A 19,438-nucleotide genomic window follows, 5' to 3' on the forward strand; every position below is an offset into this window, starting at 1 on the left:
TTATTTCTCTACTATATAGAGGGATGAAAATGGCCTTTTTTGATGTTGGCAATTTAGGAGCGAAACATTGAGCAATAGTTTATGCACTAGTATGAATAGTAGTATCTTTCTTTGACAATACATATAGCAAAGAATACGTTACAATATGGAAATGGTCCGTTACCTTAAAAAGTAAAATGGTTTAGGTAATAGCAAATTTTTAAGTTAGCTTATGGGAAGTAGGTAAGGCATATGTTTAACGTTCGAAAAGAGGCACTGTTGAAATTTTTGAAAATTTTATGCCCAGTAATACTTTTGGCGATAGCTATTTATGAAATTCAACAAACAGTGAGTGGTATAGATGTTCATTTACTACAAAAAGAAGTGAATGAACTGCAGCTATGGGAGCTTTTATTAATTTTTCTGATCACCTTTATCGCAATCACGCCAATGATATTTTACGATGTTATTTTAGTAAATATATTAGGTATTAAAATCAATAAACGTAATTTGCTTAATCATTCATTTATTGTCAATACCTTTTCAAATCTAATTGGCTTTGGCGGGTTAGTAGGTATATTCTTACGTGATTACTTTTACTCAAAATATAAAGAAGATAAAGAAGGCATGATAAAAAGTATTGCTTCGGTAACACTGTTTTATTTAACTGGAATTTCTTTGTTAACGTGGTTTATGTATATATTCTTTTGGGATTTTCCATTGCTCAAAGAAGAACGATGGTTATCGATTGCTGTTATACTTGTCAGCCTATATGTACTAGCTTTTTGGGCGACGTATCTGATTCGCTATAAAAAGGAAAGTTCTTTAAAACCAAAAATATCACTTCAATTAATGATCACTTCAGTAGCAGAGTGGCTAGCTGTATTTTTTGTGATCTGGGCTTTAACGCTCATTTTGAAGATTCCAATTGGTTTATCAGCTTTAATTCCCATATTTTTAATTGCTTCTAGTGCAGGAATAGTCAGTATGATACCTGGAGGAGTTGGCTCCTTTGATCTCGTTTTTTTATGGGGAACACAAAGTATAGGAATTGCTGATGAAAAGGTGCTGTTTCTATTAATTTTGTACCGTGTCGGCTATTTTGTTCTACCATTTTTAGTTTCCGTACTCTTATTTATTAAAGAATATTGGATGCGTTGGAATGAATCTTGGGATGACTTGCCTACTGTTATTTTCCAGAAACTAAGCCATACGCTATTAACCATATTGGTGTTTATAGCTGGCATTATTTTATTGCTATCTGCAGCTTTGCCAGGGGTACTAAGTCGTCTGAAAATTGCTCAGGAGTTTTTATCCTCTCCCATTATGAATGTATCCCATCAATTGACCGTGGCAGCTGGCTTTATACTGTTAGGATTATGTAGGGGAATCAAATACAAAGTAAAAAGGGCATACCAGCTCGCCATTGTGGTGCTAAGTAGTTCGGCGCTATTTTCAATTTTTAAAGGTTTTGATTATGAGGAAGCCATTTTTTTACTCATTGTCGCAGTGCTATTAATGGTGTCCAAAAAGCAGTTTTATCGAGAAAGTTATGTTTTGACATGGGGGATTGTCATCATAGATCTTGCTGTAGTAACTATTATTACAACGATGTATGTGGTAATTGGCTATGTCAATTTACCCTCGGCTAAAATTCATTTTCCTAGTGCCCTACAAGACTATATGATAACCGATTATCAGGACCTCTTTAATAGTGCGATTATCGGCATTCTGATTGCCATTGTTATTTTTTATATAGGCTATTTTATACGTACGCCTAAGAAAATGGTAAAGCTTTTATCTAAAGAGCAGGAGGAAGCTATTAAAGATCATTTGAAGTCCTATGAAGGAACGGAGTATTCACATTTGATTTTTTTGCATGATAAATTTGTACATTGGAATGAAAAAGGAACTGTTTTATTCTCTTATCAAATTTATGCAGATAAGATTATCGTTCTTGGAGATCCGGTTGGTAATGAATCTGATTTTTTATATGCTATCCAGGAATTTTTGGAATTGGCTGATCGTCATGGCTATACACCTGTCTTTTATGAAATTAACAATAAAATTTTCTCTACATTACACGAGTATGGATATAGTTTCTTTAAGCTTGGCGAGGAAGCCTTTGTAGATTTAGAGAAATTTACGTTCACGGGTAAAGAAATGAAGGGCAGTCGAGCGATAAGAAATAAGTTTGAACGGGAAAATTATATAGTGGAAATAATGAGTCCTCCTTATTCTCAGGAAGTCATGAAGGAATTGAAAGAGGTCTCAATAAAATGGTTGCAGGGAAGGGCAGAGAAAGGTTTTTCACTTGGTTTTTTTGATGAACACTATTTAAGCACTTCCAATATTGCTGTTTTACGTGGAAAGCAAGGAACGTTCGGTTTTGCTAGTATTATGCCTATGTATGATCAAGGCGAAAAGGTGTCAGTAGATCTCATGCGTTTTAAGCCAGGATCACCATCTGGAACAATGGATTTTATTTTCCTATCATTATTTGAATGGGCAAAATCGGAAGGCTATCGTGTCTTTAATATGGGGATGTCGCCTTTATCCAATGTCGGACAGTCTAGATATTCCTTTTTAAGTGAAAAAATAGCTGCACAAATCTTTCTACACGGACAGCATTTTTATCATTTTAAAGGATTAAAAAACTTCAAGTTAAAATATGCAGATTTTTGGGTACCCAAATATGTAGCCTATCGGAAAAAATCTTCATTACCTTTCACGATGGCACAAATCACATTGTTAATCGGGCAAAAGAGGAAAAAGAAGTAAATCATGTAGACTTTATCATTTTTTTAGCGCGTATAGGTATCATTCACGTATTGAAGCAAGAGGTAAAGCATGGCTTTCAACTGTAGACAAACTCAATAATTTTTGAGTTTTCCTACAGTCTTTTTTCTTTTACAATAAAATAAAGTAACACCTTCGATTTCCACTACGGGCGGACGCTTTCCGCGGGCGGGGTCGAGCTGCTTCCCTCGCTGCGCTCAGTCCAGGATCTCGACTTTCCCGCTTTTCCCGCAGGAGTCGCCGCCCTCCGTTCCAATCAACTTCTACATAATAACTCCATATTCAGGAAAAGCATGGTATGCGATGGAAAACCTTAAGAGGTCCTAAAAAATTGTCCATGCAGGCGATGCTTACATTTGGGTGCCATAAAATAGCAACTATGCTCGAAGAATATATTGAAAATGGCAATTATTTATCAAATATTGAAAAAAAAAGAAGAAAAAATGACAAAAGCCGTCGAGACTGAACTTCTCGATGACTTTTGTCAACAGTCTGAGCCCTGCATAAAGCAGGGCTTTTTAGCGTCTAAAAAAAGCTAAGTTTTAATTATTTTTTATCAACAGCAATCATCTTTTATACGAAGTCTTCACTTTTTTTCTAGCGTTTCAACATCCATAGGCTCAGCAATAGGTCTGCCAGCTTTTAATAAGACTTTACTGCCCAAAAGGAAAAACCCTTGGATAAATAAGAGGATTCCTGTACCGATAAGTAGCCACTCGATAGCAATAATATCTGCAATTGGACCGAAGATTAGCATACCTAAAGGCATCATAGAGGTAGATATCATACTGAGAATGCCAAATACTCTTCCCATATAATCACTATCCACTTTTTCTTGTAATAACACCGTTGCGGGTGTGTTAAAGATTGGCATAGCTATTCCAGTAACGGTCATGATCATAAGATACAGCCAAAAAACCGGTATGACTCCTAGAGCCAATGTACAAAGACCAAATAATAAGGCAGATAATGTCATCGTATGCACTTTATTTTTAAAGCCACCCCATGTTGCGATTGCAATCCCACCAATTAACATCCCAATGGCAAAGGCCATCTCGATGGCAGTCAAACGCCAGACATCATTACCAAAGCTACGGGTAACTTGTAAAGGTGTTAAAAAGGCAGCAGGTGCAGCGAGCAGCATGAAAAAGGCAAAGAATAAGAACAAATGTTTTAAGAAAGCATGCTCTTTAATGTAGATGAAGCCTTGTTTCATATCACTAAAATAGCCTGTTGTTTGTGGCTGATTAGCTTTTGCATGTGCAGGAATGTGCAGAAATATTAAGAAGATAGCGATGGCAATAGCAGCCGTCGTAACATCAATAAAGAAAATAGACTCGATTGAAGCCATCGTTAATAATGCTCCACTTGCCATAGGTGCAAGAATCATGATAAAAGCTTGAATACTACTATTTACACCATTAACTTTCATTAAATGCTCTTCAGGCACAAATTGCGGTAAAATAGCGCCTACAGCTGGTGTTTGAATACCTGCACCAACTGCGCGTACTGCTGATATAACAAATAGTAGCCAGAGCTCATCATAGCCGATTAAAAATAAAATAGCTAAAATGAGCGTGGATAAGGCGATCAGGCCATCTGCCAAGATAATAAGCCATTTTCGGTTATAGCGATCTGCCCAGACACCAGCAATAGGTGCTAAGAAGAAGGTTGGTAAAAAGCCACAAATAATCGAAATGGTCATCATGCTACCTGATTGCGTTGTAAGCGTGATATACCATGTAATGGCATATTGCACAAGAGCAGAGCCAAAAAGTGAAATCGTTTGACTACTTAAAAAAAGTATTGTGTTACGTTTCCAATGTTCCAAATTCGTCATCCCTTTCTAACAGTAGTGCCTGTGTGGAAAGTAAAAAGACAACAAAAAAGAGGGGAGTAGAAGTCCCCTCTTTTCCAGTATTCCTAAAACAGACTAGACCTAATTCCATTTTCCTTGCACAGCAGGCAAAGTGTACGCATATTTAATTAGTAATGTGAAATCGTAGTCTAATTGAAGCTGTCATTTGGAATACCCTCCGTTCTATATAAGCTGTGTTGATTGTAGCATACAGTTCATGATCGGGTAAAGAAAGAATCAAACAAAAATTAGGTTGAATTTTAAAATAAGGAAATTGTAACAATGATTATATAAACCTGGAATAATCATGTATATATAGGTCATCTATTTTTTGAGGGGATTATAATTATACATATTTTTGGGGTATCAAGTTCATTTATTAAACGAGATTCCGGAAAAGAATTAATTTGTTTCATGCTTCTTGTAAATCAATGCGAGTAATTAAGATTACATGACTTGAAACATCGAGTGAAGAAGTTGCTTCGGGGACGTGCATATAGCGAGAACTTATCATATACTAAAATAGAAAAATAGCAAATGGAGGAAATATGAGAAAGAAAAATTTTAAATGGAAATTTATTGCTTTAGTCGCTATGATTTTAGTGTTATGCCTTTCAGCAATCCCTGCTAATACAGTGAAGGCAAGCACGACACAGCCAAAAAGAGAAATGCGGGCTGTCTGGATTTCAACGGTTCTTAATCTTGATATGAAGGCAGGTATGACGAAGGAGCAGTACACGGCTTGGGCACGCCAAACTTTGGATCAATTAAAAGCCAACAAATTCAATACTGTTATTTATCAAGTAAGGCCAACAAATGATGCAATGTATGCGTCTGAGCAAGCTCCATGGTCGTCCTACATAACAGGGAAAAAGCAAGGTACAAATCCCGGTTACGATCCTCTTGAGATAATAGTAGAGGAGTCACATAAACGAGGGATGGAATTGCATGCTTGGATGAATCCTTATCGTGTCACAATGTCTGGACAAAAGCTAACTGACCTTGCTGCCGATAACGTAGCTAGAACACATCCAAACTGGGTTGTTAAATATGGCAAACAATATTACTTAAATCCTGGCTTACCTGAGGTGCAAGACTATTTAGTTGAAATAGTAAGTGAGCTAGTAGCCAATTATGATGTTGATGCCGTTCATATGGATGATTATTTTTATCCATACAAAATCGCTAATGAGGTTTTCCCGGATCAAGCAGCTTACAAAAAATATGGTGCTTCCTTTAAAAAAGTGGAGGATTGGCGAAGAGATAATGTGAACAAGCTTGTAGAAAATCTTTATACAGCCATAAAAGAAACAAAGCCATATGTACAATTTGGTATTTCACCATTTGGAGTATGGCGTAATAAATCATTGGATAACACAGGAAGTGACACACGAGCTGGTGTCAATAATTACGATGATTTGTATGCAGACGTCAGAACGTGGATTCAAAATGGCACGATTGATTATATTACCCCACAAATTTATTGGTCCAGAACATTGTCTGTTGCGAAATATGGGACATTGCTAAATTGGTGGAGCCACGAAGTACAAACATATGCTAAAACGCACCCTGTTCATCTATACATGGGACTAGCTGATTACAAAGTTGGTAATGACAGTGATGCTGCATGGAATAATAAAATGGAATTGCCAAGTCAAATACTAGAAAATCGTTCAGAAAAGGTAGCAGCCGATGGGCAAATGCATTTCTCGTTAAGAAGCTTTCAAACTAATAAATTAGGCTATGCAACAATTGTTAGTCAACAATTATATAATTATACGGCATTGACACCAGAAACCACTTGGAACGATAATACAGTGCCGAACAAGCCGACTTATGTAGAAGTGACAAAGGAAGCGGCAGGTCGTAAGATTGAAATTATTGACGATAATGAAACACAGCCACGTAAGTATGTTATTTATCGTTTTAAAGGGAATAAAGAAGGTTCTTACTATGACCCTCAAAATATAGTGGATGTTGTTTATAATAAGGATGGCATCACTCAATTTGTGGACAAGTCAGCTCTTGCTAAGCAAAGCTATACATACGGCATTACGGCTGTATCTGCTACAGGTGTAGAAAGCAAGGAAGCTTTTGTAGTGAAAGAAGTTCAATAAATAATAAAACAGCTACTCAAGCGATTGAACCGCATGAGTAGCTGTTTTTTTTATTAGTTTTCTTCCGTATCTTTACGATTTTTCTTTAACATTTTTGAAAGCATTTCATACACAATTGGTACAACAACTAATGTTAATAGAGTGGAAGATAATAAACCACCAATTACAGTAATGGCTAAGTCTTTTGATATTAATCCACTACCACCAGAACCAAGTGCCATAGGAACCATCGCACCGATTGTTGCAATGGCTGTCATAAGAATCGGGCGTAAACGTGTAGCACCGGCTTCTAGGATAGCTTCACGCATGGCTAGACCATCATGTTCCATATGAATAATACGGTCAACTAATACGATGGCGTTGGTCACGACGATACCGATTAACATCAGTAGACCCATCATAACAGAAACTGAAATCGTTTGACCGGTTACGAATAAACCAACAAATGCACCGATTACGGCAAATGGAAGTGAGAAGAGAATAGCGAACGGAGCTAAACCTTCACCGAACGTAACAACTAAAATGAAGTATACAATCGCTATTGCCGCTAGCATAGCAACACCCAGCTTTGTGAATGTTTCTTGCATATCTGCTGCAACACCAGCAACACCTGTTGTTACACCTTTTGGTAAATCTAATTTATCAATTTTCTTATCGGCAGCAGAAGTTGCTTTTGAAATATCATCGCCGATAATCGTACCGGATACAGTTGCGAAGTATTCACCTTTTGAACGAGATAATGAGTTAAGAGTCGTACCTTCTTCAAGATCTACTAGCTCACCAATAGTCATCGTTGTGCCTAATGCTGTTTTAATCTCAGTTGCTAAAACATCATCAAGCGAAGTCGCGGCTGCTTTAGCATCACGCTGAACAATGACATCTATATCTTTTCCATCATTTTTCACCGTTGTTAAAACTTCTTGTGATGTATTGGCATTTAAAGCCATCACGATTTGAGCAGTTGTTAAACCGTATTGAAGGACATTTTTCTGTTCTACTTTTAGTACATTTTCTACATATGGATCTTCATTATCAGATTTAATATCTTCTAGTCCATCCACATCTTTTAAAGCACCTTCAACTTGATTGACAGCATCTCGTAGTTTATCTAAGTCATCACTGTATAGTGTGTAGCTTACTTCGTTTGAAGACATAGACATTGAAGAGAAATTCTGAGATTTCCATTCTCCTGATTGACCGATATTAAATACATAGTCTTCCACTTCTTCACGTGCTTTAGGGAAGTCTTTCATATCTGGATCAAAGATTAGGTACATTAAAGCACCGCCAGCGCCTCCGCCCATCATCATTGCTGATGGATCTACATTGTTCGCATCTGTAATGGAAACTTGTAAAATATCAACGTCTTTACGTTTCATTAATTCTTTTTCTACTTTTTCAACATTAGCCGCAGTTTCATCTGCAAGCTCACCAGTAGAAGGGGTATATGTTAGGTACATAACTTTTTCTTCCTGTGATCCCATAAAGCTAAACCCAATTAAAGGAGTTAACGCTAGTGAACCTACAAGTAAGAAAATCGCAATTAGAGATGTAATAATTTTATGATTTAAAGCTTTTTCTAACACACCTTTGTACCATGTTGCTAGTTTACCAACTTCTTTATGCTGGCTTTCTTTTTTCTCACCGTATAATTTTTTACGGAATAAGAAATGAGATAATGCAGGTACAATTGTAATTGCTACTAATAACGATGCACCTAATGCAAACGTCATTGTCAGTGCAAATGGCATGAATAATTCACCAACCATACCACCTACAAATATAAGTGGAGCAAATACAGCCACTGTCACTAATGTTGACGAAAGAATCGGTTTAAACATTTCAATTGTTGCTTCACGGATTAATGCTCGACCTGTTAATTTTTCTTGTTTTAAATGGATACGTCGATAAATATTTTCAACAACTACAATCGAGTCATCAATAACACGTCCGATGGCAACGGTAATCGCACCAAGGGTCATAATATTTAATGTAATATCCATCCAGTTTAGCAGTAGTAATGCCATGAAAACTGAAACTGGGATTGAAACAATCGAAATAATTGTTGATTTGAAATCTCGTAAGAATAACAAGATGATTAATACAGCAATTGCGCCACCAAATACTGCCTTTTCAATCATAGTAAAGACAGAATCTTCAATTGGGGCACCTTGGTCAAGAGAGATATCTACGTTTAGGCCATCTAAACGTTTTTCTTCATCTTTCATAAGATCTTTAACGGCATTAACAACAGTTACAGTGTTAGCATCTTGACCCTTAACGATTTGAATTGCAATAGCATCTTGACCGTTTGTGCGGGACACAGATTGTACTTTACCTTCTACTTCAATCTTTGCAATATCACCTAGACGAACGAATGGTGAAGGATTTGTTGCTGAAGGTGTGACTGGAATTAATAAATCTTTTAGTTCATCTACGGATTGTACTTTACCGTCTACGGAAACTGCTTGTTCGCCAACAGCAAATTGATATAATCCAAGTGACAATGACATATCGCTTGCTTGAATCATTTGCTTGACTGATTCCTCTGTTAAACTTAATGCGGCCATTTTTTCTTCATCATATTTAAATGATACCTGTTCAATATGCTGACCTGTAATGGTTGCAGAGGCAACACCATCAATTTTTTCAATTTTAGGAAGTAAAACATCTTCTACTGTAGACGTAAGATCGACAATATCTTCCTTAGAACTACTTACGGATAGAGCTACTACTGGCATCATATTCATGCTGATGGCCATAATAGTTGGCTCCTGGGCACCTTCCGGTAATTTTAAATTATCTAAAGCTGCTTCTAACTGACGCTTTTTTTCATCCATATCAATGCCATAGTCGTATTCAACTTGCACTTGTGCTACGTTGGAAGAGGATGTTGAGTAAACTGCCTTCACATCTTCTAAACTTTCTATAGATTTCTCGAATGGGATGGAAAGATCATTCATGACTTGTTCAGGCGTTGCACCAGGATATACGCCCATGACAATTAAGTATGGGATTGAGATATCAGGTATAGATTCCATTTTCATTCTTGTACCGGAATAAATACCAGAGACAGTGATGATAATTGTTAATAACCAAACTGCCAATTTGTTTTTCAATACGAAATTAACTAAACCTTTCACCTTCACACCTACCCTTTATTGACTAACTAAATTCAATTATTTATACTAATGACTAATCGGTCATTTGTCAACGAAATGCATTAGGAGAGAGTTAAAAATATGTTAAAAAAGCAATTAATTATGGAGAAAGCATTAGAGTTGTTTTCTGAACAAGGTTTTGAGGCTACATCTGTACAGCAAATAACAGAACGTTGTGGGATTTCTAAGGGTGCATTTTACTTATCCTTCAAAACAAAAGATGAGCTTGTTATCTCTATGGTTGACTACTATTTACAACACTTCATTACAGATGTTGACCGCGTAGTCAGAGGGACGTATAACAAAGAAACGATGTTGGTTGAATTTTATAAAAGTATCTTCAAGGCATTCAAAGAACACTCTGCGTCTGCTAGAGTATTTTTTAACGAAAAGGTTTTTCTAACAAAAAAAGAGCTTTTTTATAAAATAACAGCGTATGAAGCAGAGATGTCTAAATCTATCATTTATATGCTGGAGCAACTGTATCAGGATAAATTACAAAATACAAAATACGATGTCATGTATTGTATAAAAGGTTTTATGAAGAGCTATGCGGAACTGTTTATCTTTTCAGATATGCCTCTTGATTTAGAACAACTTGCGAAATCTTTAGCAGAGAAAACAGATATTATTGCACGTCATACGACGATACCATTTATTACAGAGGAACTTGTTACTTTTATTGCGAAGCCTTGCGAACCAGACATTTCAAAGGAAATGTTACTGCAATTAATTGAACATAATATTGATAATATAGAGGATTCTATAGAAAAAGAATCATTGGAGCTGTTAAAACTCGAAATAGAAAAGCCAACATACAGTAAAGCCATCGTAAAGGGGCTAATAGAAAATTTACGACTTAATCCGGCGTATCATTGGATTGCTTATGTATGTGCAAAGTACTTAAATATTTAAATGGTAGGATAGAATTGTTCACTTTAAGGGGTGAACAATTCTATTTTTTATTTTTTTTTCGAATGCATGGAAGGTGTTATTAAATGGTGCATTGATTGCCACGCCTCTAAAGCACTACTAAAAGGGTCTTGAATCCATAATAATCGTTCGAGAAAATCCTTCACTTCAATCGGTAAATTCAATTCTTGCTGCCAAGCATCCTCTTTCTTTTTACTTGGTTTAAAATCTGAATAAAGTAAGAACAATAGAAAATGGCCAACGAAATATAGATCACTAATATGATTTTCAGCTCGCTTCGGGTTTTGTATGGAAGAAAGATCAACTGCCTTTTGTAATGTCGTTGCGAGACCAAAATCAATAATGTGTAATTGTTGATCAACTAATAAGATATTAGGTATACGCAAATCCCGATGGACAATACCATGATAGTGTAGTAGGATAATTTGTTCTAAAAGCTGTTTTGTTATTTCAAGTGACTGAGCGACCGTAAATTTAATACCTTCTTGAAAAATAAGCTGTTCAAAGGTTTGACCGTCTATATAGTCCATTATAAAATAGGGCACATTTTGAATAGTTCCAGTCGAATGGACTTTAGGTAAATTCGGCAATGATAATTGTTGTAGAATTTGAATTTCCTGCCTGAATTTATGTATCGTTTTTTGGTGATGACGATGCTTAGGACGCAGGCATTTTAAGACGAACGGACCTTTTGATGAGCAATTTTCAATTAAGTACGCACGACCATAAGAGCCAAAGCCAAGAAATTTTTTAAACGTGAAATCTGGATGCTCGGCTATGAAAAGCTCTACGGCATGATCAAAGTTTTTTTCTGAAAGTCGTTTCCACCACATTAGCTACTGAAAAAACTTAAAGAGCTAAAAAAACTACGTGAGCTTTTGCGAGAACTACGTTTATAATGCTTATGCCCATAATAATTATGGCGTTTAGAATATTTGCGACGACTGCTTGATGAAGAATAATGACGTTTGGATTTACCATTGAGTAGGGAATGAAGAATTTTATCTAGCATAAAAACGCTCCTTTTTGATGTTGTTATTACTATATACGCAAAAATAAAAAAAGAGGTTTCAAAAAAAGATGAAAAATAAGTAAATTTACAATTCACCTTTTTGTTGTCCAACAAAAAGAAAGAAGCTATGTACATAGTACATAGCTTCTTTCCATGAGGCTAAACCTCCATAATGATCGGTAGAATCATTGGACGACGTTTTGTTTTTTCAAATAGGTAAGGACCTAAAACGTCTGTAATTTCGTTTTTAAGCTCTGTCCATTGAGGAGTTTTGCTTTGAATAGTTTCATTCAGATGACGATTAAGCATTTTTTGAGCTTCATTGATCATCGTACCTGACTCGCGCATGTAGACAAAGCCACGAGAAATGATATCAGGACCTGAAACAATTTTTTGATTTTCCATATCGACACTTACGACTACGATAACTAAGCCTTCTTCAGAAAGAATGCGACGATCACGTAATACAATATTGCCGATATCTCCAATACCATTACCATCGATATAAACATCACCAGAAGGGATACGACCAGCCACATGTGCCTCATTGGCACTTAATGCTAATACATCGCCATTTTCCATAACAAATGTATTTTCAAGTGGTACATCGCAATCTTCCGCTAAGTGTGTATGCATTTTTAACATACGGTATTCACCATGGATAGGCATAAAGAATTTAGGTTTCATTAAACGTAGCATCAATTTTTGTTCTTCTTGTGACCCGTGACCAGAAGTATGGATATTGTTTAATGCACCATGAATAACTTCTGCACCTGCACGGAACAATAAATTGATGATTTTATTGACACTCACAGTATTACCTGGAACCGGTGAAGAAGAGAAAATAACTGTATCACCAGGTTGTATTTGGATTTGACGATGAGTCCCATTGGCAATACGTGATAATGCAGCCATTGGTTCACCCTGTGAGCCTGTACATAAAATCATTACTTCATTTGCTGGAAGTCGATTAATGCTTTGAGCATCAATAAATGTATCTTTTGGAGCATTAATATAACCAAGCTCACGCCCAATTGTAATCGCATTATCCATTGAGCGACCGAAGACAGCAATTTTTCTTCCATATTTTATTGCTGCGTCTGTTGCTTGTTGTAAACGGTGAATATTTGACGCAAATGTAGCAAAAATAATTCGGCTATCCACTTTACGGAAAATTTCATCGATACTTTTGCCGACTGTACGCTCTGACATTGTAAAATTAGGCTTTTCAGCGTTTGTACTATCTGATAGTAAGCAAAGTACGCCATCTCGTCCAATTTCGGCCATCTTTGTTAGGTTGGCCGGTTCGCCAACAGGTGTAAAGTCGAATTTAAAGTCACCTGTGTGAACGATATTACCAGGTGGTGTTTTAACAACAATTCCATAAGCATCAGGGATACTATGAGTTGTTCTAAAGAAGCTAACAGATGTTTTTCTAAATTTAATGACATCATCTTCTTTAATTTCGATGAGTTTAGTTGTACGTAGCAAGCCATGTTCTTCTAATTTATTACGTAATAAGCCAAGTGCGAGCTTACCACCATAGACTGGGACATTCACTTGACGTAAAAGGTAAGGAATACCGCCAATATGATCCTCATGTCCATGTGTAATAAATAGTCCCTTGATTTTATCGACGTTACGTACTAAATACGTATAGTCAGGAATAACATAGTCAATGCCGAGTAAGTCATCTTCTGGAAATTTAATGCCAGCGTCAATTAAAATAATTTCATCTTGAAATTGAACGCCATAAGTATTTTTGCCGATTTCGCCCAGTCCGCCGAGCGCGAAAACAGCTGCTTGGTCATTTTTAACAAACTTCATGTTTGTTAAATTTCCTCCAAGATGAAGTTCGGGCTTGCTTGCTCGTACTCTAAGTAGTTACCTTCAAGCAGCTGAACGAACTCGATATTGTAGTTACGGTCTTTTAACTTTTGACGTACTTCTCGTTCTGAAGCAGCTTCAAGGTATAGACTTTTAGTGTTTTCGCGAACTGGAATCTCATTTGCTTTTTCTTGATAATAAACTTTGTAAATCATAGTTTGCTCTCCTTTAATTGCGTACAATTTTATTGCACCTTTGACTACTACCACACACGTGCTACAAGAAAACAACGAATTTCTTATAAGAAGAAATGTACGTTTGTAGTCCTTGTATCTCAATACGTCGGTTGTGCACTATGTTATAAAATGAATAGGAAGTAGTGAGACAGTGGTTGCGTATAGCCAAATAAATGCATTTCCTTTATATTATCACGCAGTTCCTCTAAAATAAAGAAAAGCCCTTCAAATAATGAAGGGCAAATGTTAGGCAATTGATTTTTTTCCGAGTACGCCGCGAAGTTGCTTCAACAATTTTCGTTTTAGTTTCTTCAGCATGGCACATCACTCCTTAGGATCATTATAATAAAAATTATTGTCTATGTAAAGTCATTCACCTTGATGGGTAATATTTATAGAAAGGGATTATAAAATGAATAAAATTTTGTTTTTTGATGTTGATGGCACTCTCTATAACAGCGAAAAAAAATTACCTGAATCTGCAAAAAATGCTCTTTTGGAAGCACGCCGTAATGGCTATGAATTGGCGATTGCTACAGGTCGGGCACCTTTTATGATTGAATCATTACTAGAAGAACTTGATATTAATACGTATGTGACTTTCAATGGGCAATATGTTGTTTACAAGGGTGAGGTTGTCTACACGAATGGTATTGAAAAAGAAGAATTAGCTAAAATTATTGCTTTTGGTGACGCACGTAATGAACCAGTAGTATTTTTAGATGACAAACGGATGATTGCATCTGTTAGTGATCATATGATGGTAGCAGAAAGCTTGGATACACTTAGATATCCTTATCCAGAATTGGATTCATCCTATTATATGCAGAACGATGTATATCAAACACTTATATTTATGGAAGAAAAAGATGAACCTTTATATTGTGAAATGTTTCCGAATGTCCAATTTGTCCGTTGGCATCCGTATTCTTGCGATATTTTGCCAAAGGGCGGCTCGAAGGCAGTGGGAATAGAAAAAGTATTGGATAAAATGGGAATCACACTAAAGGATGCAATTGCTTTTGGAGATGGCATTAATGATATAGAAATGCTGCAAGCGGTTGGGACAGGTGTTGCAATGGGAAATGGTCATGAACGAGTGAAGGCTATTGCACATCATATTGCCGATCATGTAGACGAAGATGGTCTCGCTAAAATAATGCGCAAGCTTGCCATCATATAATAAAGAAACAACTAGTTGTCAATTATAGCAACTAGTTGTTTTTTTGCTAAATTACTGGTGTTCTTCAGAAGTATTCACTAGCTTTATTTCAATACCTTTATCTGAAAAATGTTGAATCGTTTTTTTAGACAGTGCGTTGTCTGTAATAATGACATCTACTTCTTCAAGGGGGCATACTTGTATGGCTACATCCTTATTAAATTTTGAGGAATCAGTAGCAACATAGACCGTTTGAGAGATGGATATAATTTTTTTTCTAGTAATAGCTTCTTCTAGATTAAAATCAGAAATCCCCTTTTTAAGAGATACCCCACTAGCGCAAATAAAAGCCTTATTAATATTTAGGTGTTCGAAGTGGAAGAGAAATTCATTCGATGTCACCGATTTTTCGGAGTGACGCACTTTTCCACCGAGCAGGATAACTTCAATATTAGAGCCGATTAGATCGAAAGCTACCGGCAATGAGTTTGTCACGACTGTTAATTTTTCCTTGTCCAATAAAAATGGTGTCATTTGATATGTAGTTGTTCCACTATCGATAAAAATACATTCTCCATCTTGAACAAGAGAAGCACTTGCTTTGGCGATGGCAATTTTTTCTGTTAGCTGTTCATGTAATCGTTGATCGATTAGTCCCTCTACAGGTTCAATATATTTAATTCCCCCATAAAACTTCTCAATTTTCTTGTCTTGCATTAGCTGTTGAATATCGCGACGTATTGTTTCCATTGATACATTAAATTCTTTTGTTAGTGTTACCAATTTTACAACCTTATGCTGTCTTACAAATTGCAATATTTGCTGTTGTCTTTCTATCATATACATTTCATCACCTCTATTAGATATTTACTCAAAGTATGCACAACTTTGTCAACAATTGGTCGGAATTTACTCAACGTTTACACAAAAGCGCATTTTCCTTTACAAATGGTCACTATACTAACAGTAAGAACTGAGAGAGGTGACCAATTTGTTAGAACTAAAAAATATCTCAAAAAGCTATAAAAATAAGCAAGTTTTAGTAGATATCAATGTAACCATCCAATCGGGTGAAATTATATCTTTATTAGGGCCGAGTGGTTGCGGTAAAACTACTTTACTTAATATCATCTTAGGGCTTGCAGAGCAAACGGGTGGTCAGCTGATCTACAATGGGCAAGATATATCGAAGCAATCCATGCAAGAAAGAGGATTCAATATTGTTTTTCAGGATTTTGCGTTATTCCCTCATTTAAATGCCTACGACAACATTGTATATGGATTGAAAAATAAAAATAGTCAAATGTCCAAAGAAGAGGTACAGGAATATATCGATTTTTTAGAACTGACTCCTCATCTGCATAAAAGGATTCACGAATTATCAGGCGGCCAAAAGCAACGTGTATCTATTGCTAGAACGCTTGTTATGCAACCCAAAATACTTTTGCTAGATGAGCCGTTAAGTGCACTTGATGGAGTCATTAAGGAATCTATCAAGGAACGTATTAAATCAATTGCTCGTGAATTTAATTTGACGACGATTATTGTGACACATGATCCAGAAGAAGCGCTAACCTTATCGGATAAAGTTTTAATCATAAATGAAGGAACGGTTGCTCAATTCGGTACACCACATGAAATCGTAGAGGCACCGAAAAATTCATTTATTGAGGACTTTATTTTAAGACAGCTTCATATTAAGCGCCACAACATCTATCAATTGTTTGGAGAAACATATGCTTAAAACGAATAAAATGATGAAATTAATCTTTCTACCAATTCTATTATTTCTCCTATTCTTTTTAGTTGTGCCATTGATTTATATGTTTTGGCAGTCTTTGAAAGTAGGAAATGAGATTTCTATTCAACATTATATAGATGCTTTAAAAAATATAGAAATTCGTGATGCTTTCTTCAATAGCTTTAAAGTTTCTTTTGTGGCATCGGTCATTACGACTATCTTAGCTTTTTTCTTGGCCTACGCTGTTCATTTTACAACGATGCATCGCCATACAAAAAAGCTAGTACAGATAGGTATTACGTTGCCTATGCTATTGCCAACTATCACCTATGGCTTCGTGTTGATTTATACATTTGGTAATCAAGGAATCCTAACAAGATTAGCAGGGCAACCACTTTTCACGATTTATGGATATAACGGACTGGTGATAGGCTACATCTTATACACATTGCCAGTCGCTTTTATTCTCATGCAAAACTCTATGCAGTATATCGATAAACGATTTTTGCTAGTGTCTATGTTAATGCATGATCGTCCACTCCGTCGTTTTTATCATACGGTATTCCGTCCGATGCTTGGGACGATTGGTGGTGCGTTTATTTTAACATTTATTTTAAGTTTTACAGATTTCGGAATTCCTGCATCAGTAGGCGGCAATTATAGGGTGATTGCCACTGAACTTTATCAAGCTATGCTAGGTTCTATCGTGCATTTTGAGCGTGGGGCAGTTATTTCAGTGTTAATGCTTGTCCCAGCTATACTGGGCGTCGTCATGCTAACGATATTAGAACGCTTTAATTTTCATTATAAACAGGCGGGGAGAAGTGAACTTGTTAAACATCGTCTTCGTGACACGCTGTTTACGCTCTATTCATTTGCCTCTGTTGCAGTCGTATTTATCATTTTTTCAACTATGTTTATCGTTCCATTTACGAAGGGTTATCCCTATGATTTCAGCTTTACATTTGAACATGTTCAAAATGTAATAGCGGAGAAAGATTTAACAAAGGTTTATGTGAATTCACTTATAGTAGCGGTTTTAACAGCTGTTTTAGGTGTAAGCATCACATTTATGTCTGCCCTTCTTAATGCGAGGACGCCATTGAAAGGAAGAAAAAGCTTAGATCTTGCCTCAATGATCACTAACACAGTTCCGGGAATGGTGCTTGGTCTATCGTATTTGTTTTTCTTTAATGGAAGTTCATTAAAGGGTACATTTCTCATCATTATCGCTTGTAATATTGTGCATTTCTTTACAACTCCTTATTTAATGGCTAAAAATTCTTTGCAAAAGATGGACCCAACCTGGGAAGTGACAGCGGAGCTATTAAAGGATTCTTGGTTAAAAACAGTCATACGTGTCATCTTGCCGAATATTAGACCGACCATTTTTCAAATGTTTAGCTACTATTTTTTAAATGCAATGGTCACGGTCAGTGGTGTTATTTTCCTTGTTAGCACAAAAACTATGCTTGTATCGACAAGAATAAAAGAGCTTCAGCATTTCGCAAAATATACCGATATTTTCGTACTATCAATATTCATTTTATGTACAAACCTTATTGTGAAATTAGGTTGTGATTATATAACAGCACATAAAGAAAAAGTGGAGGAGATTTCAAAATGAAAAAATCAACGGTGATGATGTTAGGGACAGTTAGTGCAGCAGCGATAGTTTTAACTGCATGTGGAGGGGTAGAAGCAGGTTCGAAGGATGAAGTAATTATTTATTCTAATGCAGATGATGAGGCAATTGAAGTAATGGAATCGACATTAGATGAAAAAGGCTATAAAGGAAAATATTTAATTCAATCGTTCGGTACTTCGGAATTGGGTGGAAAAATGATGGCTGAAGGTACAGATATTGAAGCGGATATCGTAACGATGGCTTCTTATTTTATAGAAAGCGCACAAACTTCGAAATCCATGTTTGCGGATATTTCTTCGGATTTAAAACCTCTTGATGGCGGTGTTACATATGCATTGCCGATTTTAGGAAATGTAGGATCCATTTTTATAAATACGGATGATGTTTTGCAACAAAAGGGCTTACCAGTCCCAAAAACGATAAAAGCTTTGACAGACCCCGCCTTCAAGGATTTAGTCTCATTCCCGAATATAATGGACTCCTCAACCGGTTGGCTATTAGTCCAAGCCATTATTAAAGAATATGGTGAGCAAGAGGGGCAAAGGGTTTTGGCAGATTTAATTAACAATGCTGGACCTCATATTGAAAGCTCTGGGTCAGGACCAATAAAAAAAGTGAAAACAGGTGAAGTAGCAGCTGGATTTGGTTTACGTATTCAAGCTATTGATGCCAAGGAAGAAGGGTTACCAATAGAATATATTGACCCAACAGAGGGGAACTTTACGCTAACGGAATCTGTAGCTGTTGTAGATAAAGAGGGAGATGAAACATTAGCCAAAGAAATGGCAAAGGTAATTGCAACAGAGGCTCGAAATGGTTTTTTAGAGCAATATCCAGTAGCACTTTATGAAGGAGAGCAGGTACAGGCAGAGCATGTCCCGGAGCATCTAAAAAAGTGGGATACAACATTGACAGTAGATTTATTAGAAAAACACCAAGCTTTCTTTAAAGAAGCGCAAAAATAA

At 36.3% G+C, this 19,438-nt stretch carries 13 protein-coding genes and 1 pseudogene; 8 read left to right on the plus strand and 6 right to left on the minus strand.

Features of this window, described 5'->3' with window-relative positions; all coding sequences use genetic code 11:
- Nucleotides 1-231 precede the first annotated feature (231 nt).
- Nucleotides 232-2,760, plus strand: coding sequence for a bifunctional lysylphosphatidylglycerol flippase/synthetase MprF (gene mprF, locus KVT27_RS01320; protein WP_217580526.1), 2,529 nt, complete (start codon nt 232-234; stop codon nt 2,758-2,760).
- Between the two features lie 301 nt (nt 2,761-3,061).
- A pseudogene (locus tag KVT27_RS01325) lies at nt 3,062-3,244 on the plus strand (IS5/IS1182 family transposase); the annotation flags it as partial.
- A 120-nt stretch (nt 3,245-3,364) separates the two neighbouring features.
- On the opposite strand, the gene KVT27_RS01330 reads toward KVT27_RS01325, so the two are convergent.
- Nucleotides 3,365-4,618 carry an MFS transporter gene (locus KVT27_RS01330; protein WP_036123627.1) on the minus strand — a complete coding sequence of 418 codons (1,254 nt, stop codon included), beginning with the start codon at nt 4,616-4,618 and terminating at the stop codon, nt 3,365-3,367.
- 566 nt (nt 4,619-5,184) lie between these two features.
- Here KVT27_RS01330 and KVT27_RS01335 point away from each other — a divergent pair.
- Entirely contained in the window at nt 5,185-6,753 is a 1,569-nt protein-coding gene (locus KVT27_RS01335) for a glycoside hydrolase family 10-like protein (RefSeq protein ID WP_217580530.1), read from the plus strand.
- 53 nt (nt 6,754-6,806) lie between these two features.
- Here the strand turns inward: KVT27_RS01335 and KVT27_RS01340 are convergent, their stop codons facing one another.
- A complete protein-coding gene (locus tag KVT27_RS01340; protein WP_150908066.1) occupies nt 6,807-9,896 on the minus strand; it encodes an efflux RND transporter permease subunit in 3,090 nt (1,029 codons plus the stop codon).
- Nucleotides 9,897-9,995: 99 nt separating this feature from the next.
- On the opposite strand from KVT27_RS01340, the gene KVT27_RS01345 reads away from it, so the two are divergent.
- Nucleotides 9,996-10,829: a TetR/AcrR family transcriptional regulator gene (locus tag KVT27_RS01345; protein WP_036123638.1), complete on the plus strand. Its 834-nt coding sequence runs from the start codon at nt 9,996-9,998 to the stop codon at nt 10,827-10,829.
- Between the two features lie 47 nt (nt 10,830-10,876).
- Here KVT27_RS01345 and KVT27_RS01350 read toward each other — a convergent pair whose 3' ends face one another.
- The 3 genes from KVT27_RS01350 to KVT27_RS01360 form a co-directional block, all read right to left on the minus strand.
- Nucleotides 10,877-11,680 carry a serine/threonine protein kinase gene (locus KVT27_RS01350; protein WP_036123641.1) on the minus strand — a complete coding sequence of 268 codons (804 nt, stop codon included), beginning with the start codon at nt 11,678-11,680 and terminating at the stop codon, nt 10,877-10,879.
- Nucleotides 11,681-12,018: 338 nt separating this feature from the next.
- Nucleotides 12,019-13,686, minus strand: coding sequence for a ribonuclease J1 (gene rnjA / locus KVT27_RS01355; protein WP_036123644.1), 1,668 nt, complete (start codon nt 13,684-13,686; stop codon nt 12,019-12,021).
- Between the two features lie 5 nt (nt 13,687-13,691).
- On the minus strand, nt 13,692-13,901 hold the full coding sequence (locus KVT27_RS01360; protein ID WP_008174035.1) for a DNA-dependent RNA polymerase subunit epsilon: 210 nt from the start codon (nt 13,899-13,901) through the stop codon (nt 13,692-13,694).
- 433 nt (nt 13,902-14,334) lie between these two features.
- Here KVT27_RS01360 and KVT27_RS01365 point away from each other — a divergent pair, with 433 nt between their 5' ends.
- A complete protein-coding gene (locus tag KVT27_RS01365) occupies nt 14,335-15,105 on the plus strand; it encodes a Cof-type HAD-IIB family hydrolase (protein WP_036123646.1) in 771 nt (256 codons plus the stop codon).
- A 51-nt stretch (nt 15,106-15,156) separates the two neighbouring features.
- Here KVT27_RS01365 and KVT27_RS01370 read toward each other — a convergent pair whose 3' ends face one another.
- Nucleotides 15,157-15,924 carry a DeoR/GlpR family DNA-binding transcription regulator gene (locus KVT27_RS01370; protein WP_051998244.1) on the minus strand — a complete coding sequence of 256 codons (768 nt, stop codon included), beginning with the start codon at nt 15,922-15,924 and terminating at the stop codon, nt 15,157-15,159.
- 151 nt (nt 15,925-16,075) lie between these two features.
- Here KVT27_RS01370 and KVT27_RS01375 point away from each other — a divergent pair, with 151 nt between their 5' ends.
- From KVT27_RS01375 to KVT27_RS01385, 3 genes are read left to right on the plus strand one after another with little or no spacing between them, the layout of a single operon-like run.
- Nucleotides 16,076-16,828 (plus strand): ABC transporter ATP-binding protein, encoded by a 753-nt coding sequence (locus KVT27_RS01375; protein WP_036123652.1) that lies wholly within the window; start codon nt 16,076-16,078, stop codon nt 16,826-16,828.
- Nucleotides 16,821-18,452 carry an ABC transporter permease subunit gene (locus KVT27_RS01380; protein ID WP_036147322.1) on the plus strand — a complete coding sequence of 544 codons (1,632 nt, stop codon included), beginning with the start codon at nt 16,821-16,823 and terminating at the stop codon, nt 18,450-18,452. Before KVT27_RS01375 ends, KVT27_RS01380 begins: the two co-directional genes overlap by 8 nt.
- A complete protein-coding gene (locus tag KVT27_RS01385) occupies nt 18,449-19,438 on the plus strand; it encodes an extracellular solute-binding protein (protein ID WP_217580532.1) in 990 nt (329 codons plus the stop codon). The genes KVT27_RS01380 and KVT27_RS01385 overlap by 4 nt, the downstream gene beginning before the upstream one ends.

It is taken from the genome of Lysinibacillus sp. GbtcB16, assembly GCF_019091145.1.
Taxonomy (GTDB): domain Bacteria; phylum Bacillota; class Bacilli; order Bacillales_A; family Planococcaceae; genus Lysinibacillus; species Lysinibacillus fusiformis.